Here is a 19639-nt window from a genome sequence, read left to right as displayed (position 1 = left end):
GCAATGGCGCGAAAGGGAGGCCGGGATGCAAGCTCAAGCCATCATGACGACGCCGGTCGTCACGATCGATGGGGCGGCGCCGATCGCGGACGCCGTCGACCTGATGCTGTCGAGGAAAATCCGTTGCCTGCCGGTCACGCGCGATGGCGCGATGGTCGGCATCATAACCGAGGGTGACTTCCTGCGCCGTCAAGAGCTCGGCACGCAGCGCGTTCGTCCTCGCTGGCTGGAGTTTATCGTCGGCCCCGGAAAGATGGCCAGAGAGTATGTTCTCGCCAACGGACGTCGAGTCGACGAGGTGATGACGAGCGACGTCGTCTCGGCGCCGCCGGGTGCCTCGCTTGCCGAGATCGTCGAATTGATGACCCGCCACGACATCAAGAACGTGCCCATCGTCGACGCGGGCACGATCGCAGGCATCGTCACCCGGACGGACCTGCTGCGCGCACTGCTTCGCATCCTGCCTCAATCGGGTGCGACGACCGGCGATGACGAGCTCATCCGCAAGGACATCCTGGCCGAGCTTCAGGGCCAGGCATGGGGCGATGGCACTTTGATCGGCGTAAAGGTCGACAAAGGCGTCGTCGAACTTAGCGGTGCCATTTTCGACGAGCGTCAGCGCAAGGCCGCGGTCGTTGCGGCGGAAAACGTCAAAGGCGTCAAAGAGGTCAAGGACAATCTCTTCTACGCCGGCCCGTTGTCGGTCGTGCTTGTCTCTTAGTCAGCGGGGAAAGGAGATATGTCGGCTAAACGGCTTCTGGCGGCCAATCCCGACTTCGGCTCATTAAGCCTTACAACGCAGCCGCGGCTAACAACGGTCGAAGCAGCAGCAGGGCAAATCCAAGAAGCGCAGCGCCCGCGATCTTGTCCGTCATCCTCCAACCCCCGCGAAGCCGCTTGCCGAGCAAAAGCCAGAGCGATCCCGTGGTGGCTGTCATCCCAAGCAGCACAATCCAGAAGGCGCCGAGAACTTGCGGCTTGGCATCGATCGGCACCATCGCCAGGCAATAGATAAAAGCTTTCGGATTGAGGACGGTAGTCGCCAGCACGGAAAGGCTTCCATCGCTTTCGGCTACGTCGATCGGGTTGCGGGCCATCAGGCGCAGGCCCAGGACCACGAGCCACCCGGCTGCGATCACTTTGAGTATCTGGATCGCGTCAGGCGGCATCAAGGGGCGTAATGAAAGCCAGAGCGTCGCCGCGATCCCGTATCCGCATGCTTGCGCGGCCAAAAGCGTAACAGCCTTCTCGCGCTTTACCGTCCCCGCCATCAAGAGGGCGTTGGTGGGCCCTGGCGCGACGAAGAGCAGAAATGCTTCCAGAAAAAAGAGACTGTTCAATCTGCACGGTCCCGTGGATGCGGATCCATCGACTAAAAAGGTTCCGTTTGCATTGACTCTCGTCAATTGCTGGGCGGTCGAACTTGTTGCGCGAACAACCGGAACTTCACGATTGCCTCGAAGCCGTCTTGCCTGCCTGAGGCCGGTGAATTCAGCACCAGAGCCCCACCTGCTTGTTGGACAATCCTGGCTACTATCGCCAGTCCCAGCCCAGATCCGTCGGCATGCGTCGATCCGCGGTGAAAGCGTCTTATCAGCCCGCCGAGTTCCTTGCGGGGCACCACCGTACCCTCGTTGACCACGCGCAGCGCCGCCTCGGCTTGAAACGCAACGGTTACGGGCCCTCCAACGGATCCATGGCGAAGCGCGTTTTCGATGAGGTTGCGTATCACGATTGCCAGCGCGTCGGGATCGATCGCAACCATCGGACCGGACGCAGGGCCTGAAAGCGCGATCCGCTCGCCGCCTTCTCCCAGATGCCGGAAGTCTCCGACCACGAGGGCCGCGATGCCCATGAGGTCGGACGACGTATCGGACTCCGCCAAACCTGAGTCGGCCCGCGCGAGTTGCATCAGTTTTTCCGAAAGATTCGCCAGGTCGCGCAGCGCTGTCTTGATCTGTCGCGCGCGCCTGCGCGTGGGCTCGCTCGACGCCTCGATCAGAAGGCGTTCGGCTTGCGCCAGTGCCCCGGCGATTGGCGTTCTCAGTTCATGTGCCGCGTTGGCCGTGAACTCTTTCTCCGCTTCGAGAGCCATGCGCAACCGCCGCATGAGCCTGTTGACCGATCCGGCGATCGAGGCGAGTTCGACGGGCAGCGTATGGGTCCGGATCGGCTCGAGATTATCGCCGTGCCGCTCGCTGATATCGCCACGCAACTGCCCCACAGGACGCAGGAAACGAACAAGCATTGCCCAGGCGAAGAGCGCGCTCACCGGCGTCAATGCCACGATTGGCACCAGGAAGCCGAGAGCGGCCTCGAATATCTCCTCGTTGTGCTGTGCGGTCGATTCGGCAACCTGCACGAAGATGGTCTTGCTGATGGCCGGCTCGGTATAGATGCGCCAGCCCTTGTTTTCGGAAAAGCCTTGCTGAAGCGAATCGGTGAGCGCTGCATCCGGCGCATTGTAGGAGCGGAGGAGCACCCGGCCGCCCTTGTCGCGAACCTGGAAGATCAGCCTGTCGTCTGCCTCTCCTGAAACCCCCTCCGCCAGCTGCCGAGACGCCCCTGTCGTGTCCTTGGAGAAGAGGTCGTCGATCACGATAGGAACGAGGCGGCGAGCGGCCTCCCGCAAGGCGCCGTCCATCGCCTCGTTGATTTCGCGGTGCAGCGTGACGGAGCCGGCGGCCGCCGCGATCAGTCCGAATGCGCTTGTCAAGACAAACATCGAGATGACAAGCCTGCGGGTCAGACTGCCGCGGCGCGTCATTGGATCGCCACCCGGTATCCGAGGCCGCGCATGGTCACGATGGCATCGCGACCGATCTTGCGCCGCAGGCGGCTGATATAGACCTCCACGGTGTTGCTCTCGATCTCGGCGCCGAAGGCATAGAGCGCGTCTTCAACCTGTCGTTTGCTGATGACCATTCCGGGCCGGTGGAGGAAAAGTTCCAGGACAGCCCATTCGCGACCCGTCAATGTGGCCTGGACGCCGCTGACGAGGACCAGCCTCTTGGCCAGGTCTACCTCTGCGCCACCCGTCAAACGAACGATCGGATTGGGATTTCCGGCGTAGCGGCGCGAGACGGCCGAGAGTCGCGCCGAGAGTTCGCCAAGATCGAACGGTTTCACCAGATAATCGTCGGCTCCACTGTTGAGCCCTTCGATCCGGTCCGCGAGTTGATCGCGCGCGGTAAGGATAATAACCGGCGTGACATTTCCCGCCCGGCGCAGCCGTTTCAGGAAATCAAGGCCCTTGCCGTCGGGCAACTGCAAATCGAGGAGGACAAGGTCGTAGGCTGCAACATCGAGGTGACTGGCCGCGTCGCCGATCGAGCGCGACCAGTCGACCGCGTGGCCGTCGGCTGCGACGTGATCGCGGATGGCTTCGCCCAGGACCGCGTCGTCTTCTACGAACAAAACCCTCAACCGACCCCCTGATCAGAACATCTTCCGGCGGCAAGGCTGCCACTGTCAAAGTCGCTGGGCAATTGCCCGTTTGGACGCATGATGCGTTCAGCTTGCTGTCAGGTTCTTCGTCGACCTTCCAGCCATCGGAATTAGCCGATGGAGAAAAAATGATGAAGTCAGTTGTGATTGCCGCCTTGTTCGTTTGTACCGCCGGAACGGGAGCGGCGCTCGCCGGCAACAAGTGCGACGTGCCGGCAAGCGAATGGCAGCCGCGCGAAGCCCTGCAGGCAAAGCTGGAATCCCAGGGCTGGAAAGTCCGCAACATCAAATCCGAGTCCGGCTGCTACGAGGCCTACGCCATCGACGCCAAGGGCAAGCGTGTCGAAACCATGTTCGATCCGAAGAGCCTTGCACCCGTCGGCGGCGATACCGACGGCGACGAGGGCTGAGTCATGAACGCCACCGTCCGCACACGGCAGACCTCGATAAACGTCTGGTCGTATTATGTCCGCCTTTTCCACTGGGCTCTCGTGCTTAGCGTGACGGTGGCGTGGCTCACTTCCGGCGAGATCATGATGGTCCACAAATACGCGGGCTATCTCGCGATCGCCTTGGTTGCTTCCCGATTGGCGGCAGGCCTGTTTGGATCCGGCTATACGCGTTTTGCCCAGTTCGTTCGGTCGCCTCGACAGACCCTCAACTATCTCAAGGACATCGCTCACAAGCGGGAGCGGCGATATATCGGCCACAACCCCGCAGGCGCGGCAATGGTGCTGGCCCTTCTTGCCTGCATCTGCGGCATCGCTTTGACGGGTTGGATGCAAACCACGGATGCCTATTGGGGTGTGGCGTGGGTGCAGCTTGTTCACGAGCTCCTGGGCAACGCCATCCTTGTCCTTATCGCCATTCACATAGCCGGCGTCGCTCTTGCCAGCATCCGCCATGGAGAGAACCTTGTGAGGTCGATGATCAATGGCAGAAAGCGGTCGCCGGATGTAGGTGATATCGCATAGCTGGCTTCCCTGCCGTCGACCCGGATCTTGCGGTCGGCCCGAGGTTTTCCGGCCGCCGCGGCAATGCGGGGGTTCAGCCGGCAACACGGGCCGACTCGCGTTTTGGACGGCGGCGCCGGTGTTGCGGGCTCCTTGCCTTTCGTCTGCGCGGGCCGCCGTTTCCCCGATCGAAGAGCCAATGCTTGGTCAACTCGGAGACCAGCACATAGCAACCCGTTATCGCAATCAGTCCCATGAGCACGGGCCACGGCAATGGCACGAATGCGAACCAGCCCGCGACGGGCGTGTACGGGATCGCGACCGCGAGACCGCCCACCGCCAGCGCAAGCGACGCAAGCAGCCGGCTTGGACGGCTCGCCCAGAAGGATTTTCGGGTGCGTATGATGAGCAGAATCAAGAGTTCCGTGAGCAGAGATTCGACGAACCAGCCGGTCTGAAATGCCGATGCCTCCGCGCGAGCCCCATACAGCAGGAAGGCAAACGTCAAAAAGTCAAATAGCGAGCTGACGAGCCCGAAGGTGACCATGAACTGTCGGACGAAATGAATATCCCAATGACGAGGCTGCTGGAGTTGGTCCGGATCGACGTTGTCGCTCGCTATCGCAACCGCGGGAATGTCCGATAGAAAATTGTTGAGCAGGATCTGCTTGGCCAGTAGCGGCAGAAACGGCAGGTAGAGCGAAGCGGCGGCCATGCTGATCATGTTGCCGAAATTGGCGCTGGTCGTGATGGAGATGTATTTCATCGTGTTGGCGAACGTCTTTCGGCCATCGTCGACGCCCTGCACCAGAACGCCGAGGTCACGCTTCAGCAAGATGATGTCGGCGGCCTCTCGGGCCACATCGACGGCGGTGTCGACCGAAATGCCTATGTCGGCTTCATGAAGCGCCGGCGCGTCGTTGATGCCATCGCCGAGGTAGCCGACGACGTGACCGCTGCGGCGCAGCGCCTCGACGATGCGCTCTTTCTGGTTCGGATCGATCTCGACGAAAAGATCGGTGCTGCGAACGCTGGCCAGAAGCCCGTTCTTCGTCATTTTCGACAGATCTTCGCCCGTCATGATCCTGTCGGACCGGAGACCCACGGCCTCGGCCAGATGCGCGGCGACATAGCGATTGTCGCCGGAAATGACCTTCACGCCGATGCCGCGATCGGCCAGTGCCGAAAGCGTTTCCCGCACCCCTTCCTTCGGCGGATCGAGAAACAGCAGGAATCCCGCGAAGGCCATCGCGGTTTCGTCGTCCCGGCTGAAGCCTGCCTTGTTCTGAAAGCGCCGGATCGCCAGGCCGAGAACGCGATACCCCTGCGCGCTCCAACGCCTGAATTTCTCGTCGATCGCCAGGCGCTCCGCCGAGTCCAGGGATTGCAACCCATGCGGACCCTGCACGAAGGCACATACGTCGAGAACGTTCTGGACGGCCCCCTTGGTCACCAGGATCTGTTCGCGCGCCCCCTCCCGCAGGGCGACCGACAGCCGCTTCCGAACAAAATCGTATGGGATTTCGTCGATCTTGGCGAAACCGGACAGATCCTCCTGTCCAGGCGGAGCACTCGCTATTGCTTCGTCCAGGGGATTCTTCAGCCCGGTCTGCAAAGTCGCGTTCAGCCGTGCCCAAAGCAGAACCTCTCTCGAAGCATTGCCCTCGACGTCGAACGATCCGTCGAGGTGGATGACGCCTTCCGTCAGTGTTCCTGTCTTGTCCGTGCACAGCAGGTCCATGCTGCCGAGATTCTCGATGGCATCGAGGCGACGTACGATGACGCCGCTGGCGGCCATCGTGCGCGCGCCCCTGGCCAGGGTGACACTGATGATTGCGGGAAGCAGTTCGGGCGTCAGGCCAACCGCCAGGGCAAGCGAAAACAGCAGCGACTCGATCAAGGGCCTGTCGAGCATCACGTTGGCGAAGAATACCAGGATGACGATCGCAAGCATGATCTCGGTCATCAGATATCCGAACATCCTGATGCCGCGAGCAAACTCGGTCTCGGGAATCCGTCGCTCCAACGCTTCGGCTATCGATGCGAATTCGGTCCGAGTTCCTGTGGCCACGGCAAGCACTTTTGCCGTTCCGCTGCGAACCGACGTGCCGGTGAAAACCGCATTGGTCCGCTGCGCGATGCCGGCTTCAGGCGCGGACCGGCCGGCGGACTTCACAACGGGGAAGGTCTCGCCGGTCAGAACGGATTCGCTGACGTTGAAATCCCGCGACTCCAGGATCACGCCGTCGACCGGGATGAGATTGCCGGCCGACAGGCAAACGACGTCGCCAGGAACGATGTCCTCGACACCGACCGTGCGTTCGAAACCGTCCCTCACAACGGTCGCCCTGCGAGCGACACGCTGCCGCAGCGCCTCCATCGCGCGGGAAGCGCCATACTCCTGTGTGAAGCTGAGGATGCAGCTGGCCAGCACGATCGCGCCGATGATCGCTGCTTCGTGACCCTCGCCGACGAACGCCGAAACGGCGGCGGCAAAGACGAGGATCAGGACCAGCGGACTGCGAAACTGGCGCGCCAAGACAGCCAACGCGGAAGCGTCGGACCGCGGTGCCAGCGCGTTTCGCCCGAATTTGGCGAGCCGGACCGCTGCGTCCGGGCTCAGAAGACCGGAGGTGGAGGTTTCCAGCTGCCCGACCAACTGATCGGTTCCGAGCGACCAGTAGGCATGCTCGACAAGACCAGGGAAGCGGCCGATCGATTGCTCCTTGCTTGCCATGGCTGTCGGCCGATCCGCGTCGTCTGCCGTTCTGGTTGCCACGGCCAGACAGTCAGTTCGACAGGAGGCGATTGATGCCGCTCTCGTCGATCAGCGAGCGCGTGACACCGCCGAAGGCCCATTCCCTCAGCCGGCTGTGGCCGTAGGCTCCGGAAACGATCAGATCGGCATGGATCGAGCGTGCGAACGCCACCAGCCTGTCACCGTCGGCCTCACCGGCGATCACTTCGGTCCGCGCCGTGATGCCATGTTGCTCCAAAAAAACCGCGACGTCGGCGAGGCTGTTTCGAACATCGCCTCCGGAGCCGGCCTCCATGGTGGCAACGACGACCTCATTGGCCTTGGCCAGGAACGGCAGGGAGTCGGACAACGCCCTTCGCGCCTCCCTGCTGTCCTTCCAGGCGACAAGGACTGTCTTCGCCAGAAGGTGTTCGGCATTGCCCGCGGTGACCAGCACCGGGCGTCCGGCGCCGAGCACGAGGCTTCCGATATCGACGGCGCGGAAGACATCCTCCCCGCCATCGGCGGTCACGACAAGGTCGGCCGAACGGGCGGCTATGCCGAGAGCACGCGTCGGACCGCAGATATACTGCGTCCATTCACTGCTTATCGAGGCCGGGACGATCTTCTCGAAAATGTCACGCAGTTCGGCAAGACGCTTCTCGATTTCCGTGCGAGCAATCTGCATGACCTCGCCTTCGTAGACCAGGCCTTCTCCCGTCGACACCAAAGGCGGAACGTCCGCGGCGGCGAAGCCGACGAGATGAGCGTCGAAGCGCTGCGCCAGCTCCGCTGCCAACTTTACGATCGGCGCGGGGTTTGCATCAACGGCCAGATTGACGACTATCGTTTTGTAGGACATGCGGGCACCTCGCCGACGCGGAAAGTCTCCGTCGTTTTTGCATCGTGCGGAGGTGCAGTGCCTTGATACCGATCAAAATCGCCCGCAGTGACTGTTTGGCGGGTAAAAAGATGAGTGCTACATCAGCGACCGCTGCCGTGCTTCAACCCGGAGAATGCCCGTGAGCAAAAAGGGAGAAGTTTCACCCGAAGCCGTCGCCGCGGCACTTCCGGCATCTGGTGGTGAAATGGGGCGGGACTACTTGCCGGAACATCAGCTTCTCGCGCTGATGTTCGATCAGGCTCCGGGTTTCATGACCCTGCTCAGCGAGCCGGGCCACGTCTTTCAATTGGCCAATGCTGCTTACCAACACCTGATCGGCCAACGGCAGGTCATCGGCAAGTCGGTTCGCGAGGCCTTGCCCGAGCTCGAGGGCCAGGGATTCTTCGAATTGCTCGATCGTGTCAGCGAAACCGGCGAGCCCTATGTCGGCCGCAATGCCAAAATTGTCCTGCACAATCCTGAAACCGGCCTTGCGGAAGAACGCCTTCTGGATTTCGTCTATCAGCCTATCAGGGCCAAGGACGGCCGGATCACCGCTATCTTTGTTCAGGGCACCGACGTCAGCGACCTGTCGTTCGCCAACGCTGCGCTGCAACTGCGCGAGGATCATCTGCGTTCGATCCTGGCGACGGTTCCCGATGCGATGATCGTCATCGACGAAAGCGGCCTTATCCAATCCTTCAGCACGGCGGCCGAGACATTGTTTGGTTACAAGGCCAGCGAAGTCATCGGTCAAAATGTCAAGTTGCTTATGCCCTCCCCATACCGGGACGAGCACGACGCCTATATGCAGCGCTACCTGACGACTGGGGAGCGGCGCATCATCGGGATAGGGCGTGCGGTGACCGGAATGCGCAAGGACGGATCGACGTTTCCGATGGAACTCGCCGTCGGCGAAATGCATCCGGGAACGGGCCGTTTCTTCACCGGTTTCTGCCGCGACTTGACGGAACGCCACAGGACGGAAGCCAGGATGCAGGAGCAGCAGCAGGAGCTGCTTCACATGGCGCGGTTCACCGCGCTGGGCGAAATGGCCTCGACATTGGCGCATGAGATAAACCAGCCGCTGACAGCCATCACGAACTATCTCAAAGGCAGCCGCCGCCTCCTCGAGAAGAGCAAGGACGAGAACGCCGCCATGTTGCATGAAGCTGTCGAGAAGGCTGCCGAACAGGCCTTGCGCGCCGGCGACGTCATCCGTCGTCTCAGGGATTTTGTCGCCAGGGGCGAAAGCGAGCATAAGGTCGAACGTCTGCCAACGCTCATCGAGGACGCCTCGTCGCTAGCCTTGGTCGGCGCCAGGGAAGCGGACGTGCGCGTCAGCTACGATCTCGACCCGGCGGCCGAGCTTGTATTGACTGATAGAATTCAGATCGAGCAGGTATTGCTGAACCTGATGCGAAACGCCGTGGAGGCCATGCACGGCGCGCCACGTCGGGAATTGCGTGTCGCAACCAAGGCGCGGCGCGATGGTATGATGGAGGTTGCTGTCATCGATACCGGCCCGGGGTTGGCGCCGGAGGTTTCGGCCCAGCTCTTCCAGCCTTTCGTCACCACCAAGAAGCACGGAATGGGTGTCGGCCTGTCCATTTGTCGCACTATCGTCGAGTCCCACGGTGGTCATATCTGGGCAGAGTCGCCACCCGGCGGCGGCACCGCGTTTCGGTTCACGCTGCGCGCTGTAGAGAAGGAAGAGGTTGCCAGTGGCCAATGATGTTGTGCATGTCGTCGACGACGACGTCGACGTTCGCAAGTCCTTGGGTTTCCTCCTTGCGACAGCCGACTTTGCCGTGCGCTTGCATGAATCGGCAACCGCGTTCCTGGTGTCGGAACCCAAGGAGATCGACGGCTGCATCGTCACCGACGTGCGCATGCCCGGCATCGACGGCATCGAATTCCTGCGGCAACTGAAAGCCCGTGGCTTGAGCGTGCCCGTGATTGTGATGACGGGGCATGCAGACGTCGCACTGGCGGTCCAGGCGATGAAGGAGGGCGCCTCCGACTTCATCGAGAAACCATTCGACGATGAGGTGCTCATCAATGCCATTCGCTCTGCCCTGGACAACCGAACTCAAGCGGTAGCCACGCACCCGCAATCGGCCGAGATCCGGAAGAACCTTGCCACCTTGTCGGAGCGAGAGCGCCAGGTGCTCGATGGGCTTGTCTCCGGGCTGCCGAACAAGACGATTGCCTATGATCTCGGGATCAGTCCACGCACGGTCGAAATCCATCGCGCCAACGTCATGAGCAAGATGGGCGCCGGCAGCCTCTCGCATCTGGTGCGCATGGCCTTGATCGCCGAACCCAAACGTTGAAGCATGTCTCCCGAAAGCGGGAACCGGTCTCGGGGCAAAGACATGCGTAAATCAAAAACGCAAAGCGCACCGAGCGAACCTGAGAGATCGCGACACGCTTAAAGCAACCAATCCAGGAGAAGTGCGCAGCGGTTTTCCGTCCGGACTTGCCGCTCTAAGGCAGGTTTCGAAGCGAAGCCGTCTCATCTTTTCGGGGATCCCATTCGCGCCAGTGGGTCGGCCGGATATCGACGCGCACGCCGGTAACGGCATCCCGCCATCCTTCCCGACCTTTTTCGCAAGGAAATACAAGCGCATGCAAGCCATCCTCGTCCAGAACGGCTAGTTCGAGGCTGCGGCCAAACGGAGCGCTTGCTATGGGATTCCACATTCGATCAGCATGAGCTGAAAAGTGGTTTCTCGCCTTGACTTGAATCAGTTTTGGTCGTTTGCGTCGAACCTCCCGCAGCGGTCGCGGGATTGCAATGCCCTTGCCTTTTTGGCGCGAGCTTCTTGGCCACGGAGCGCGGTCTCGTTCGGCGGCACGTCGAACACATCCAGGCGTCCTGCGATTTGACATAGCTCAAAGCGGAGCCTTCCCTCGGTTCATAAGTTTGAGTCCAGCGGATCGAACCGCCGCAACTCGCGGGCGGCGCTTCCTGCATAGGAGTTCAACAATGAATTACCAGCGGTTCTTCGAAGAAGCGATCGAGCAGCTCCATGCGGAGCGGCGCTACCGCGTCTTCGCCGACCTCGAGCGCATGGTGGGCAAGTTTCCGCGCGCCATCTGGCGTTGCAACGGCCGCGCCCAGGAAATCACCGTCTGGTGCTCCAACGACTATCTCGGCATGGGCCAGAACCCGGATGTGATCGCCGCCTTCCAGACCGCGGCCGGCAAGATGGGCTCGGGCGCCGGCGGCACCCGCAACATTTCCGGCACCTCCAACCCGCTGGTCGAGCTCGAGCATGAGCTGGCCGACCTGCACGACAAGGAGGCGGCGCTGGTCTTCACCTCCGGCTTCGTCTCCAACGAGGCCTCGATCTCGACCATTGCCAGGCTTTTGCCCAACTGCCTGATCATCTCCGACGAATTGAACCACGCCTCGATGATCGAGGGCGTGCGACGCTCCGGCGCCGAAAAGAAGATCTTCCGCCACAACGACGTCGCGCATCTGGAAAGCCTGCTGCAGGCGGCAGGGCGCGAGCGCGCCAAGCTGATCGTGTTCGAAAGCGTCTATTCGATGGACGGCGACATCGCTCCGATCCGGCAGATCGTCGAGCTCGCCGAGCGCTACAACGCCATGACCTATATCGACGAGGTGCATGCGGTGGGCATGTACGGGCCGCGCGGCGGCGGCATCACCGAGCGCGAGGGGCTTGCCGACCGCATCGACATCATCGAGGGCACCTTGGCCAAGGCCTTCGGCACGCTCGGCGGCTACATCACCGGCGCGAGCGCGGTGATCGACGCGGTGCGCTCCTATGCGCCGGGCTTCATCTTCACCACCGCGCTGCCGCCGGCGATCGCGGCGGCGGCCACCACCTCGATCAGGCATCTGAAGCGCTCGCAGGCCGAGCGCGACGCGCAGCAGCGCCAGGCGGCCAGAACCAAGCAGGTGCTTGCCGCGGCCGGGCTGCCGGTGATGGAATCGGCCACCCACATCGTGCCGGTGCTGGTCGGCGATCCCGAGCTGTGCAAGATGGCGAGCGACCGGCTGCTCGGCGTCCACGGCATCTACATCCAGCCGATCAACTACCCGACGGTGCCGCGCGGCACCGAGCGGCTGCGCATCACGCCCACACCCTTCCATTCGGACGCGCTGATCGCCGAATTGCAGGACGCGCTGGTCGAGACCTGGGACGCGCTCGGCATCCCCTACGGCGCCGCCGGCCGCCCCGCCGTCGCCGAGAGCGACCGCATCATTCCGCTCTTGGTGGCGAAATCGGGCGGGTAGCAAGTTTCCAATCCGGTAGCGATCATGACGGGGAAATGACCAATGTTTCGCGATCGCCAGGAGGCGGGACGAAAGCTCGGGGTCGAGCTGGAAAAGCTTCAGCTCGAGAACCCGATCGTGCTCGCATTGCCGAGGGGCGGCGTTCCGGTCGCCGCCGAGGTCGCCAAGGCCCTCAACGCGCCACTTGACCTGGCCATAGTGCGAAAGGTCGGAGCGCCGGAAAATCCGGAACTGGCAGTCGCCGCGATCGTCGATGGCGACCCGCCGGACGTCGTGCTCAACCGGGAGGCCGTGGAGGCCTACTCGCTCGGCGATGACGAACTCCGGGATCTTGTCGCAAAGGAACGTCCGGAGCTTGAAAGGCGCCGCATGGCATATCGCGGCGAGCACACGCCTCTTGAGGTAGGCGGCAAGACGGTGATCGTCGTTGACGACGGTGCCGCCACCGGAACGACGATGAAGGTTGCGATCCGCGCGCTGAAGAGGCGTTCACCTCTCGAAATCGTCGTAGCCCTGCCGGTGGCGCCACCCGAGACGTTGACAGACCTTGCCGGGGAAGCCGACTGGACCGTCTGCCTCAGTGAACCAGCGCATTTCCGGGCGCTCAGCCAAAACTACCTCAACTTTCCTCAGCTCTCGGACGACGACGTCATTGCCATCTGCGACGAGGCCGCACGCAGCCGGAATGCCAAGGCATGTCTCCCGAAGGTGGGAACCGGTTTCGGGTCAAAGACATGCGTAAAACCTAAGGCGCATCGAGCGAATCCGAAAGATCGCGACGCGCTTTAGGCTGTGGTGATCCAACGCGAGCCTGCAACGCGACTGCAAAGAGGCACGCTGCAGCCGCAAGCAATAGAAGACCGCTCCGAAGATGCCTTCGGCCAGCTCGGCTGTCCGTCCATCGGCATCGCCGATCGCGTTACTGCGTCACCGAGGTCGACGTGCCCCACGTGTCCGACAGCACATAGCCTTGCGGATACGGATCCGTCGGATCGAGATAGTAGTTGTGCTCGCCCGTGATCCAGGCGCGGCCGGTGATCTGCGGCACGATCGCCTTGCGGCCGGCGATTTCGGTCAGTTCGAGAATTCTGCCGGTGAAGCGCGAGCCGATGATCGATTCATGGATCAGAACGTCGTCGACGTCCATCAGACGCCGAGCTTGCAGCACGGCCATGCGGGCCGATGTGCCGGTTCCCGTCGGGCTGCGGTCGGAGCGTCCGGGCGAGACGATGCAGGTGTTGCGCGTGACATTGCCCGGCCCCTGGAACGGCATGGCGAACTGCACGATCGACACACCGCGCACATTGTCGAATTCCGGATGCACGACATCGAGCTGCTCGCGTGCAGCGCGGCGGACCTTCTCGCCGATCACCGCCAGGTCGCGCGCCTCGTCGGGTGTGACCGAGAAGCCGAGCGCTGCCGCGTCGACAATGGCGTAGAACATCCCGCCATAGGCGATGTCGACTTTCAGCGTTCCTAGCCCCTCGACCTCGATATTGGCATCGAGGCGTTCGGCGAAGGCGGGCGCGTTGCGGAAAGTTATCGACAGGCATTTGCCGTCGCGGCATTCGGCGCGCACCTCGATGACGCCGCCCGGCATGTCCAGCTTGAAGCGCGTCTCGGGTTCGTTCATCGGCACCATGCCGGTCTCGAGCAGCACGGTGGCGACGCAGATCGTGTTGGAGCCGGACATCGGCGGGTACTCCGTCGGCTCCATGATGATCGCTCCGGCGACACAATCCTCGCGCGTCGAAGGAACCAGGAGATTGACGTGCCGGGCGACGCTGCCGCGTGGCTCGCAGATCAGCATGCGCCTGATATGGTCGTGATCGCGTTCCATCGTGATCATCTTTTCCATCATCGTGCGGCCTGCCGGCGGCAGCACCCCGCCCACGATGACGTCGCCGACCTCACCCTCGGCATGGCAGCCGACGACGCGAATGCTTGATCTGGTACGCATTGTTTCTCCCTGTCGACCACGACTATCCGCTTGGCAAGCGGTATGCCTCCGGGACAAACTGACCAATCTGCGTGCCAGCCTCAAGGAGAATCCGAATGAACGCCAACGTCTTTTCCGGCTGCATGCCGGCGCTGATGACGCCTTGCACGAGTGATCGCCTTCCCGATTTCGACCCGCTCGTGCGCAAGGGACGCGAGCTGATCGCCGCCGGCATGTCGGCGGTCGTCTATTGCGGCTCCATGGGCGACTGGCCATTGCTGAGCGACGAGCAGCGCATGGAAGGCGTCGAGCGGCTGGTGAAAGCCGGCGTCCCGGTGATCGTCGGCACCGGCGCGGTCAACACCGCCAGTGCCGTGGCGCACGCCGCGCACGCCCAGAAGGTCGGCGCACGCGGCCTGATGGTGATCCCGCGCGTCTTGTCGCGCGGGCCCTCGGTCACGGCGCAGCGCCACCACTTCAAGGCAATTCTCTCAGCCGCACCCGATCTGCCCGCGGTCATCTACAACAGCCCCTATTACGGCTTTGCCACGCGCGCCGATCTCTTCTTCGCGCTACGCGCCGAACATCCGAACCTGGTCGGCTTCAAGGAGTTCGGCGGCCCGTCGGATTTGCGCTATGCGGCGGAAAACATCACCAGCCGCGACGACGAGGTTGCGCTGATGATCGGCGTCGACACCGCGGTCTTTCATGGTTTCGTCAATTGCGGCGCGTCCGGTGCCATCACCGGCATCGGCAACGTGCTGCCCAAGGAAGTGCTGCATCTCGTCGGTCTCAGCCAGGCGGCGGCGAAGGGCGACGCCGAAGCGCGTCGGCTGGCGCTGGAGCTGGATGCGGCGCTCGCCGTGCTCTCCTCCTTCGATGAAGGCCCCGACCTGGTGCTCTATTTCAAGCACATGATGGTGCTGAAGGGTAATCCCGAATACCGGCTTCACTTCAACGAGACGGATGCCCTCACCGACAGCCAGCGCGGCTTTGCCGAGGCGCAGCTAAAATTGTTCGATGCCTGGTACGCCCAGTGGTCGAGGCAGCCCGCAATGGCGAGATACGCTGCCTGATTGGCCCGTACGGCGGCGGGAGCTCGCTGAACCAGAACGCGCTCCCTCCGCCGTCATTTCGGAGCCAGCTGGCCAGCGAGCAATCCCTCGAAAGCTTTCTCGAACACCTTGGCCATTTCGGCGTAGCCGTCGTCGGACGGATGCAGGCCGTCGCCGCAATCGAGGGCAGGGAGCAGCCTGGTCGGGTTGGCGGGATCGGCCAGCGCGCGCTCGAAATCGACGACCGCATCGGCTTCGCCCGATGTCCTGACCCAGGCGTTGACCGCCTGGCGGTCGCGCTCCTTGGACGCAGAATAGAAGGTCCTTAGCGGCTGGCCTTCGAACGCGCCGCCGAAGGGCGGCAGCGTGCCGAGCAGCACCTTGATGCCGCTGAGGCGGGCGCGTGCGATAATCTGCCGGTAGGCTGAAATGAGGCTTTCGACGGCCACGGCCTCTTGGCCTCCGGCGAGCATGGTTTCCGGCCAGCCGATATCGTTGATGCCCTCCAGCACCGAAATCCATTTGACGTTGGGAAAGCTCAACACGTCGCGGTCGAAGCGGGCGAGCGCATTGGCGCCGCGGGCGCGGCTGACAAGCACGCGGTTGCCGCCGATCCCCTGGTTGAGGACGCCAATGCCTGACAGCCGGCCGCTTTTCGCGAGCCGCTCCGCCAGCCGGTCCGGCCAGCGCGCATTGCCGTCGACGGTCGAGCCGAAGCCGTCGGTGATGGAATCGCCAAGGCAAACTAGCGAGCCGCTGCCCGGGCCGCTCTCGACCATGACGGCGCTGAGGAAATAGCGGCTGGTCGAGGTCTGCTGCACAGGCAGTTCGGGCGCGTCGGCGAAATTGCCGAACTCGGAGATATAGGCGGTCTGCTGCGCCTCGTAGTGGTAGGTCTCGATCGGCGCGAAGTCGGGGAAATAGAGGCTGATCGCGATCTCCCCGAGATCCGGAACCTTGAGCTCGATCGGATCGCTGAGCAGCGGGGCGCCTGGCGCGAGATCGGTTCGCCTCTCACCGCCGAATGTCACTTGACGGATGCTGGCGGCGTCGACGGCGCCGTCTTTCGCGGCAAGCGCCACGGTGGCGGCACCGATCCGAATCGGCGAGGCGCCATATTCGTTGGACAGCCTCAATCGCAACCTCTCGCCGCCCTTGCTGACGCGCAGCACTTGGCGCACCGTCTGCTGATGGAAGCCGTAGAGCACGGCGTCTCCAGGCCAGACATTCATCGGGCTGGCGCTCCAAGTTCCGATCCAATGTTCCATCTTCTCCATCCCTTCGATTTTCGGCGTAGCCCGCGCGAACACAGATAGCCGCAGCGCGCGGCGCAGGCTACCGATTGCACTTTCCGCGACACATACATTTTTGACTCGCCGCGCCACGCGCCGGCAGTCCAGCCCTTCACTTTCCGGGAACGACGGCGCAGCCGCAGCATCGTCTTTTTCGAGTGGAATCAAAAAAGTACTAACACCCGCCCCGGAACGTGGTGGCTGGCCGGACAGCGCGCGCCTAGCCTGAAATCGACATCGGATCACCGGGGGAGGAGACGTTCCGGGAGATGTCTGGGGCTGCGTGCCCGCCGCTCGGCTTGGTGGAAAAGCCGTGCCGGCAAAGGATTCCAACCATTCTAGGGAGCGAGACATGGGTTCCGAAACCAAGAGCTTTACGATGAACCGCCGCGCGCTTTTGCAGGGCGCGGCAGCCGCTGCCGGCGGCCTGCTGCTGGCGGGAGGCGAGCGCGCTGCGGCGCAAGGTGCGGCATCCAAGGTCGTGGCCTGGGAGACGGGCTATCTCGGCTTCTTCTTCTTCGTCGTGCTGCAGGAGGCGCTGAAGCGCAAGGTCGAGAGCCTCGGCCTGGAATTCGTCGGCAAGGACGCCAACGGCGATGCCAACGCGCAGGTGAACGACTGGAACAGCCTTCTCCTGCAGAAGCCGCGCTACCTAATTTCCGACGCGCTGGATTCGGAGCTGCTCATCCCGCTGAGCAAGAAGGCGAAGTCGCTCGGCGTGCCGCTCGGCATGGTCGACACGGTGCTCACCGGCGGCGAGGTGGCGGCCTCCGTCACCTTCGACAACAAGCAGTCGGGTGTCATGGCGGCCGAGAAGACCGCCGAGCTGCTCACCAAGAAATACGGTTCGCCGAAGGGCAGCGTGCTCAATAACTACGGCTCGCTGACGGCGGTCGCGCTGCGCGACCGCAAGGATGGTTTCGAGGACACGCTGAAGAGCAAATACCCCAACATCGAGATCATCTCGCGGCCGCAGAACAACCAGCATGAGCAGGCGCTTGCCGTGGTCTCGGCGACGCTGCGCGAACGGCCGGACCTCGACGCCATCCACATGCCCACCGACATCTTCGTCGTCGATGCGCGCAAGGCGCTCGAAACGCAGCAGCGGCTGTTCCCGGTCGGGCACGAGAAGCACATCATCCTGACCAGCATCGATGCCTCGCCGAACGCGCTGGAATGGGTGAAGGCCGGCGAGATCGACGCCGATATCGCGCAGGACCCGATCGCCTATGTCGAGATCGTCGTCGATCTGCTGGAAGAGTACACGCTGAAGGGCAAGCCGGTCCCGACCGGGCCTTACGAGAACAAGAAGTATTTCTGGGAGAAGGGCACCATCGCCGACAGCCCGTCCGGCCCGCTGCTCACCATCCCGCCCTACTTCCTCACCAAGGAAAACGCCGACGACCCGCGCCACTGGGCCAATGTCGTGACCCAGGTGTGGAAGATGCAGCAGAACGCCGGCTGAGATCGCAACCGACGAGACTGGTGGGAACGCGCCGTCGCGTTCTCACCCCATTTCGGAATTACCGGTTATCCAGATGAATGTCGCCGAAGGCACGATCGTGCCCGATAGTCTTGCGCCGGACAGCGCCGGTGCTGTTTTGACCGTCGACAACGTCTTCAAGCGCTTCGGCCCGCTTGCGGTGTTGGACGGGGTCTCGCTGAGCGTGTCGCGCGGCGCGATCCACGGCCTGCTTGGCAAGAACGGCGCCGGCAAGTCGACGCTGTCCAACATCATCGCCGGCCTGCTGCGCCACGACAGCGGCTCGATCCTGCTCAACGGCGAGGACGTATCGGCCTTGCCGCTGACCGCCCGCAAGAAGCGTGGGCTCCATCTTCTGTCCCAGCATTCCGAGATCTTCGAGGACCTCTCGATCGGCGAGAACCTTCTGCTGCCCGATTTGCCGACGCGCTTCGGCCTGACCGACTGGCCGGCGCTTCACCGCCTGGCGGCGCGCCAGCTCGAGAGCCACGGCATGCCGGTCGACCCGAGGCGGCGCGCCGGCGACCTCGGCGCCAGCGACAGGCGAAGGCTCGCCATCATCAAGGCGGTCGCGGCCGAAGCCGCGCTGATCATCCTCGACGAGCCGACGGCGGGCCTCGCCGCGGCCGAACGGCTGCATCTTCTCGAATGGGTCGAGAGCCTCACCGAAAGGGGCACGTCCTTCATCTACATCTCGCACCACAATGACGAGGTGCGTCAGCTCTGTTCGGAATACACGGTGCTGCGCGACGGCAAGGTCACCGCCAGCGGCAAGGCAGCGGCGCTTTCGGCCGATGCCATGGCGCGCGTCATCACCGGCGCCGACGTCGCCGAATTCCACCGCAGCCGCGAGGATCACCCCGCCGCCATCGCGCTCAGCGGACTTTGCTTTCCCGGCGGCGGGCCGGTCGATCTGACGATAGGCCATGGCGAGATCGTCGGCCTTGTCGGTCTGCTCGGCGAAGGACCGCAGGAACTGATGCGGGCGCTGGGTGGCCTGCTGCCGGTCGAGGCCGGCAGCGTCGTCATCGATGGCCGCGCACTGCGTCTCGGCTCGCCGGGGCAGAGCCTCGAATCCGGCGTCGCCTACCTCACCCACGACCGCATCGGCGAGGGCCTGGTCGGCTCGATGTCGGTGACGGAGAACCTCAACCTCGGCAACTGGCCGCGGTCGCTCGGTTGGCTGGTCAGCGGATCGGGCATGAACCGCCGCATGCGCGAGGCGCGCGGCGCCATGGATATCGTCATGGGCAGCGGCGGCCAGGAGATCGGCGAACTGTCCGGCGGCAACCAGCAAAAGGTGATGCTAGGCCGGCTGCTGGAACGCAAGCCAAGGCTGCTTCTGCTCGATGAGCCGACCGTCGGCGTCGACGTCGCCGCCAAGGAACAGATCCACCGCCTGATCGACGACGCGACGAGGAACGGCGTCAGCGTGCTGCTGCTGGCGCAGGACCCGGAAGAGATGCAGCGCCTCGTCGACCGCGTGGTGATCTTTTCCAAGGGCCGTATCGCGCGCACGCTGCAGCGCGCCGAGATAACCATCGACGCGATCGCCGAAGCGAGAACGGCGCGATGAGAGT

Annotated in this window: 17 protein-coding genes; 10 read left to right on the top strand and 7 right to left on the bottom strand. The window is 63.1% G+C overall.

Features of this window, described 5'->3' with window-relative positions:
- Positions 1-25: 25 nt before the first annotated feature.
- Positions 26-721, top strand: coding sequence for a CBS domain-containing protein (locus tag QAZ22_RS11005; RefSeq protein ID WP_278206786.1), 696 nt, complete (start codon positions 26-28; stop codon positions 719-721).
- Positions 722-791: 70 nt separating this feature from the next.
- Here QAZ22_RS11005 and QAZ22_RS11000 read toward each other — a convergent pair whose 3' ends face one another.
- The 3 genes from QAZ22_RS11000 to QAZ22_RS10990 all read right to left on the bottom strand — a co-directional run bounded on the left by QAZ22_RS11000 (position 792) and on the right by QAZ22_RS10990 (position 3426).
- On the bottom strand, positions 792-1340 hold the full coding sequence (locus QAZ22_RS11000) for a hypothetical protein (protein WP_278206785.1): 549 nt from the start codon (positions 1338-1340) through the stop codon (positions 792-794).
- 62 nt (positions 1341-1402) lie between these two features.
- The gene (locus QAZ22_RS10995; RefSeq protein ID WP_278206784.1) at positions 1403-2767 is read right to left on the bottom strand and encodes an ATP-binding protein; all 1365 of its coding nucleotides are present in this window, start codon (positions 2765-2767) and stop codon (positions 1403-1405) included.
- Positions 2764-3426, bottom strand: a complete 663-nt coding sequence (locus QAZ22_RS10990; RefSeq protein WP_278206783.1) for a response regulator transcription factor — start codon at positions 3424-3426, stop codon at positions 2764-2766. Before QAZ22_RS10990 ends, QAZ22_RS10995 begins: the two co-directional genes overlap by 4 nt.
- A 149-nt stretch (positions 3427-3575) precedes the next feature.
- Between QAZ22_RS10990 and QAZ22_RS10985 the strand changes: the two genes are divergently transcribed.
- Both QAZ22_RS10985 and QAZ22_RS10980 read left to right on the top strand, forming a co-directional pair.
- Positions 3576-3857, top strand: a complete 282-nt coding sequence (locus QAZ22_RS10985; RefSeq protein ID WP_278206782.1) for a PepSY domain-containing protein — start codon at positions 3576-3578, stop codon at positions 3855-3857.
- Positions 3858-3860: 3 nt separating this feature from the next.
- Positions 3861-4421, top strand: a complete 561-nt coding sequence (locus QAZ22_RS10980) for a cytochrome b/b6 domain-containing protein (RefSeq protein ID WP_278206781.1) — start codon at positions 3861-3863, stop codon at positions 4419-4421.
- A 73-nt stretch (positions 4422-4494) separates the two neighbouring features.
- Here the strand turns inward: QAZ22_RS10980 and mgtA are convergent, their stop codons facing one another.
- Positions 4495-7137, bottom strand: a complete 2643-nt coding sequence (gene mgtA / locus QAZ22_RS10975) for a magnesium-translocating P-type ATPase (RefSeq protein ID WP_278206780.1) — start codon at positions 7135-7137, stop codon at positions 4495-4497.
- A gap of 52 nt (positions 7138-7189) precedes the next feature.
- A complete protein-coding gene (locus tag QAZ22_RS10970; RefSeq protein ID WP_278206779.1) occupies positions 7190-7999 on the bottom strand; it encodes a universal stress protein in 810 nt (269 codons plus the stop codon).
- A 226-nt stretch (positions 8000-8225) separates the two neighbouring features.
- Between QAZ22_RS10970 and QAZ22_RS10965 the strand changes: the two genes are divergently transcribed.
- The 4 genes from QAZ22_RS10965 to QAZ22_RS10945 all read left to right on the top strand — a co-directional run bounded on the left by QAZ22_RS10965 (position 8226) and on the right by QAZ22_RS10945 (position 13079).
- Positions 8226-9755, top strand: coding sequence for a PAS domain S-box protein (locus QAZ22_RS10965; protein ID WP_278207817.1), 1530 nt, complete (start codon positions 8226-8228; stop codon positions 9753-9755).
- Positions 9745-10356, top strand: a complete 612-nt coding sequence (fixJ, locus tag QAZ22_RS10960) for a response regulator FixJ (RefSeq protein WP_278206778.1) — start codon at positions 9745-9747, stop codon at positions 10354-10356. Before QAZ22_RS10965 ends, fixJ begins: the two co-directional genes overlap by 11 nt.
- A 656-nt stretch (positions 10357-11012) precedes the next feature.
- Positions 11013-12290, top strand: coding sequence for a 5-aminolevulinate synthase (gene hemA / locus QAZ22_RS10950; protein ID WP_278206776.1), 1278 nt, complete (start codon positions 11013-11015; stop codon positions 12288-12290).
- 42 nt (positions 12291-12332) lie between these two features.
- The gene (locus tag QAZ22_RS10945; protein ID WP_278206775.1) at positions 12333-13079 is read left to right on the top strand and encodes a phosphoribosyltransferase; all 747 of its coding nucleotides are present in this window, start codon (positions 12333-12335) and stop codon (positions 13077-13079) included.
- Positions 13080-13209: 130 nt separating this feature from the next.
- Here the strand turns inward: QAZ22_RS10945 and QAZ22_RS10940 are convergent, their stop codons facing one another.
- Complete coding sequence (locus QAZ22_RS10940) at positions 13210-14250, bottom strand: proline racemase family protein (protein WP_278206774.1); 1041 nt, start codon at positions 14248-14250, stop codon at positions 13210-13212.
- A gap of 95 nt (positions 14251-14345) precedes the next feature.
- Here QAZ22_RS10940 and QAZ22_RS10935 point away from each other — a divergent pair, with 95 nt between their 5' ends.
- Complete coding sequence (locus tag QAZ22_RS10935) at positions 14346-15305, top strand: dihydrodipicolinate synthase family protein (protein WP_278206773.1); 960 nt, start codon at positions 14346-14348, stop codon at positions 15303-15305.
- Between the two features lie 53 nt (positions 15306-15358).
- Here QAZ22_RS10935 and QAZ22_RS10930 read toward each other — a convergent pair whose 3' ends face one another.
- Complete coding sequence (locus QAZ22_RS10930) at positions 15359-16552, bottom strand: SGNH/GDSL hydrolase family protein (protein ID WP_278206772.1); 1194 nt, start codon at positions 16550-16552, stop codon at positions 15359-15361.
- A gap of 376 nt (positions 16553-16928) precedes the next feature.
- Here QAZ22_RS10930 and QAZ22_RS10925 point away from each other — a divergent pair, with 376 nt between their 5' ends.
- A complete protein-coding gene (locus tag QAZ22_RS10925) occupies positions 16929-18041 on the top strand; it encodes a sugar ABC transporter substrate-binding protein (RefSeq protein ID WP_278073932.1) in 1113 nt (370 codons plus the stop codon).
- A 73-nt stretch (positions 18042-18114) separates the two neighbouring features.
- Positions 18115-19635 carry a sugar ABC transporter ATP-binding protein gene (locus QAZ22_RS10920; protein WP_278206771.1) on the top strand — a complete coding sequence of 507 codons (1521 nt, stop codon included), beginning with the start codon at positions 18115-18117 and terminating at the stop codon, positions 19633-19635.
- Positions 19636-19639 lie beyond the last annotated feature (4 nt).

The sequence above is a fragment of the Mesorhizobium sp. WSM4906 genome (assembly GCF_029674625.1).
Lineage (GTDB): Bacteria > Pseudomonadota > Alphaproteobacteria > Rhizobiales > Rhizobiaceae > Mesorhizobium.
This window is presented reverse-complemented; position numbering and strand designations above follow the sequence as displayed.

What these genes read in the sequence shown, in the direction of transcription:
- hemA (WP_278206776.1), top strand. Translation starts at nt 11,013, where the DNA reads ATGAATTACCAGCGGTTCTTCGAAGAAGCGATCGAGCAGCTCCATGCG.
- QAZ22_RS10985 (WP_278206782.1), top strand. Translation starts at nt 3,576, where the DNA reads ATGATGAAGTCAGTTGTGATTGCCGCCTTGTTCGTTTGTACCGCCGGA.
- QAZ22_RS10945 (WP_278206775.1), top strand. Translation starts at nt 12,333, where the DNA reads ATGTTTCGCGATCGCCAGGAGGCGGGACGAAAGCTCGGGGTCGAGCTG.
- QAZ22_RS10925 (WP_278073932.1), top strand. Translation starts at nt 16,929, where the DNA reads ATGGGTTCCGAAACCAAGAGCTTTACGATGAACCGCCGCGCGCTTTTG.
- QAZ22_RS10940 (WP_278206774.1), bottom strand. Translation starts at nt 14,250, where the DNA reads ATGCGTACCAGATCAAGCATTCGCGTCGTCGGCTGCCATGCCGAGGGT.
- QAZ22_RS10995 (WP_278206784.1), bottom strand. Translation starts at nt 2,767, where the DNA reads ATGACGCGCCGCGGCAGTCTGACCCGCAGGCTTGTCATCTCGATGTTT.
- QAZ22_RS10970 (WP_278206779.1), bottom strand. Translation starts at nt 7,999, where the DNA reads ATGTCCTACAAAACGATAGTCGTCAATCTGGCCGTTGATGCAAACCCC.
- QAZ22_RS10965 (WP_278207817.1), top strand. Translation starts at nt 8,226, where the DNA reads ATGGGGCGGGACTACTTGCCGGAACATCAGCTTCTCGCGCTGATGTTC.
- QAZ22_RS10920 (WP_278206771.1), top strand. Translation starts at nt 18,115, where the DNA reads ATGAATGTCGCCGAAGGCACGATCGTGCCCGATAGTCTTGCGCCGGAC.
- QAZ22_RS10935 (WP_278206773.1), top strand. Translation starts at nt 14,346, where the DNA reads ATGAACGCCAACGTCTTTTCCGGCTGCATGCCGGCGCTGATGACGCCT.
- QAZ22_RS10980 (WP_278206781.1), top strand. Translation starts at nt 3,861, where the DNA reads ATGAACGCCACCGTCCGCACACGGCAGACCTCGATAAACGTCTGGTCG.
- QAZ22_RS11005 (WP_278206786.1), top strand. Translation starts at nt 26, where the DNA reads ATGCAAGCTCAAGCCATCATGACGACGCCGGTCGTCACGATCGATGGG.
- mgtA (WP_278206780.1), bottom strand. Translation starts at nt 7,137, where the DNA reads ATGGCAAGCAAGGAGCAATCGATCGGCCGCTTCCCTGGTCTTGTCGAG.
- QAZ22_RS10930 (WP_278206772.1), bottom strand. Translation starts at nt 16,552, where the DNA reads ATGGAACATTGGATCGGAACTTGGAGCGCCAGCCCGATGAATGTCTGG.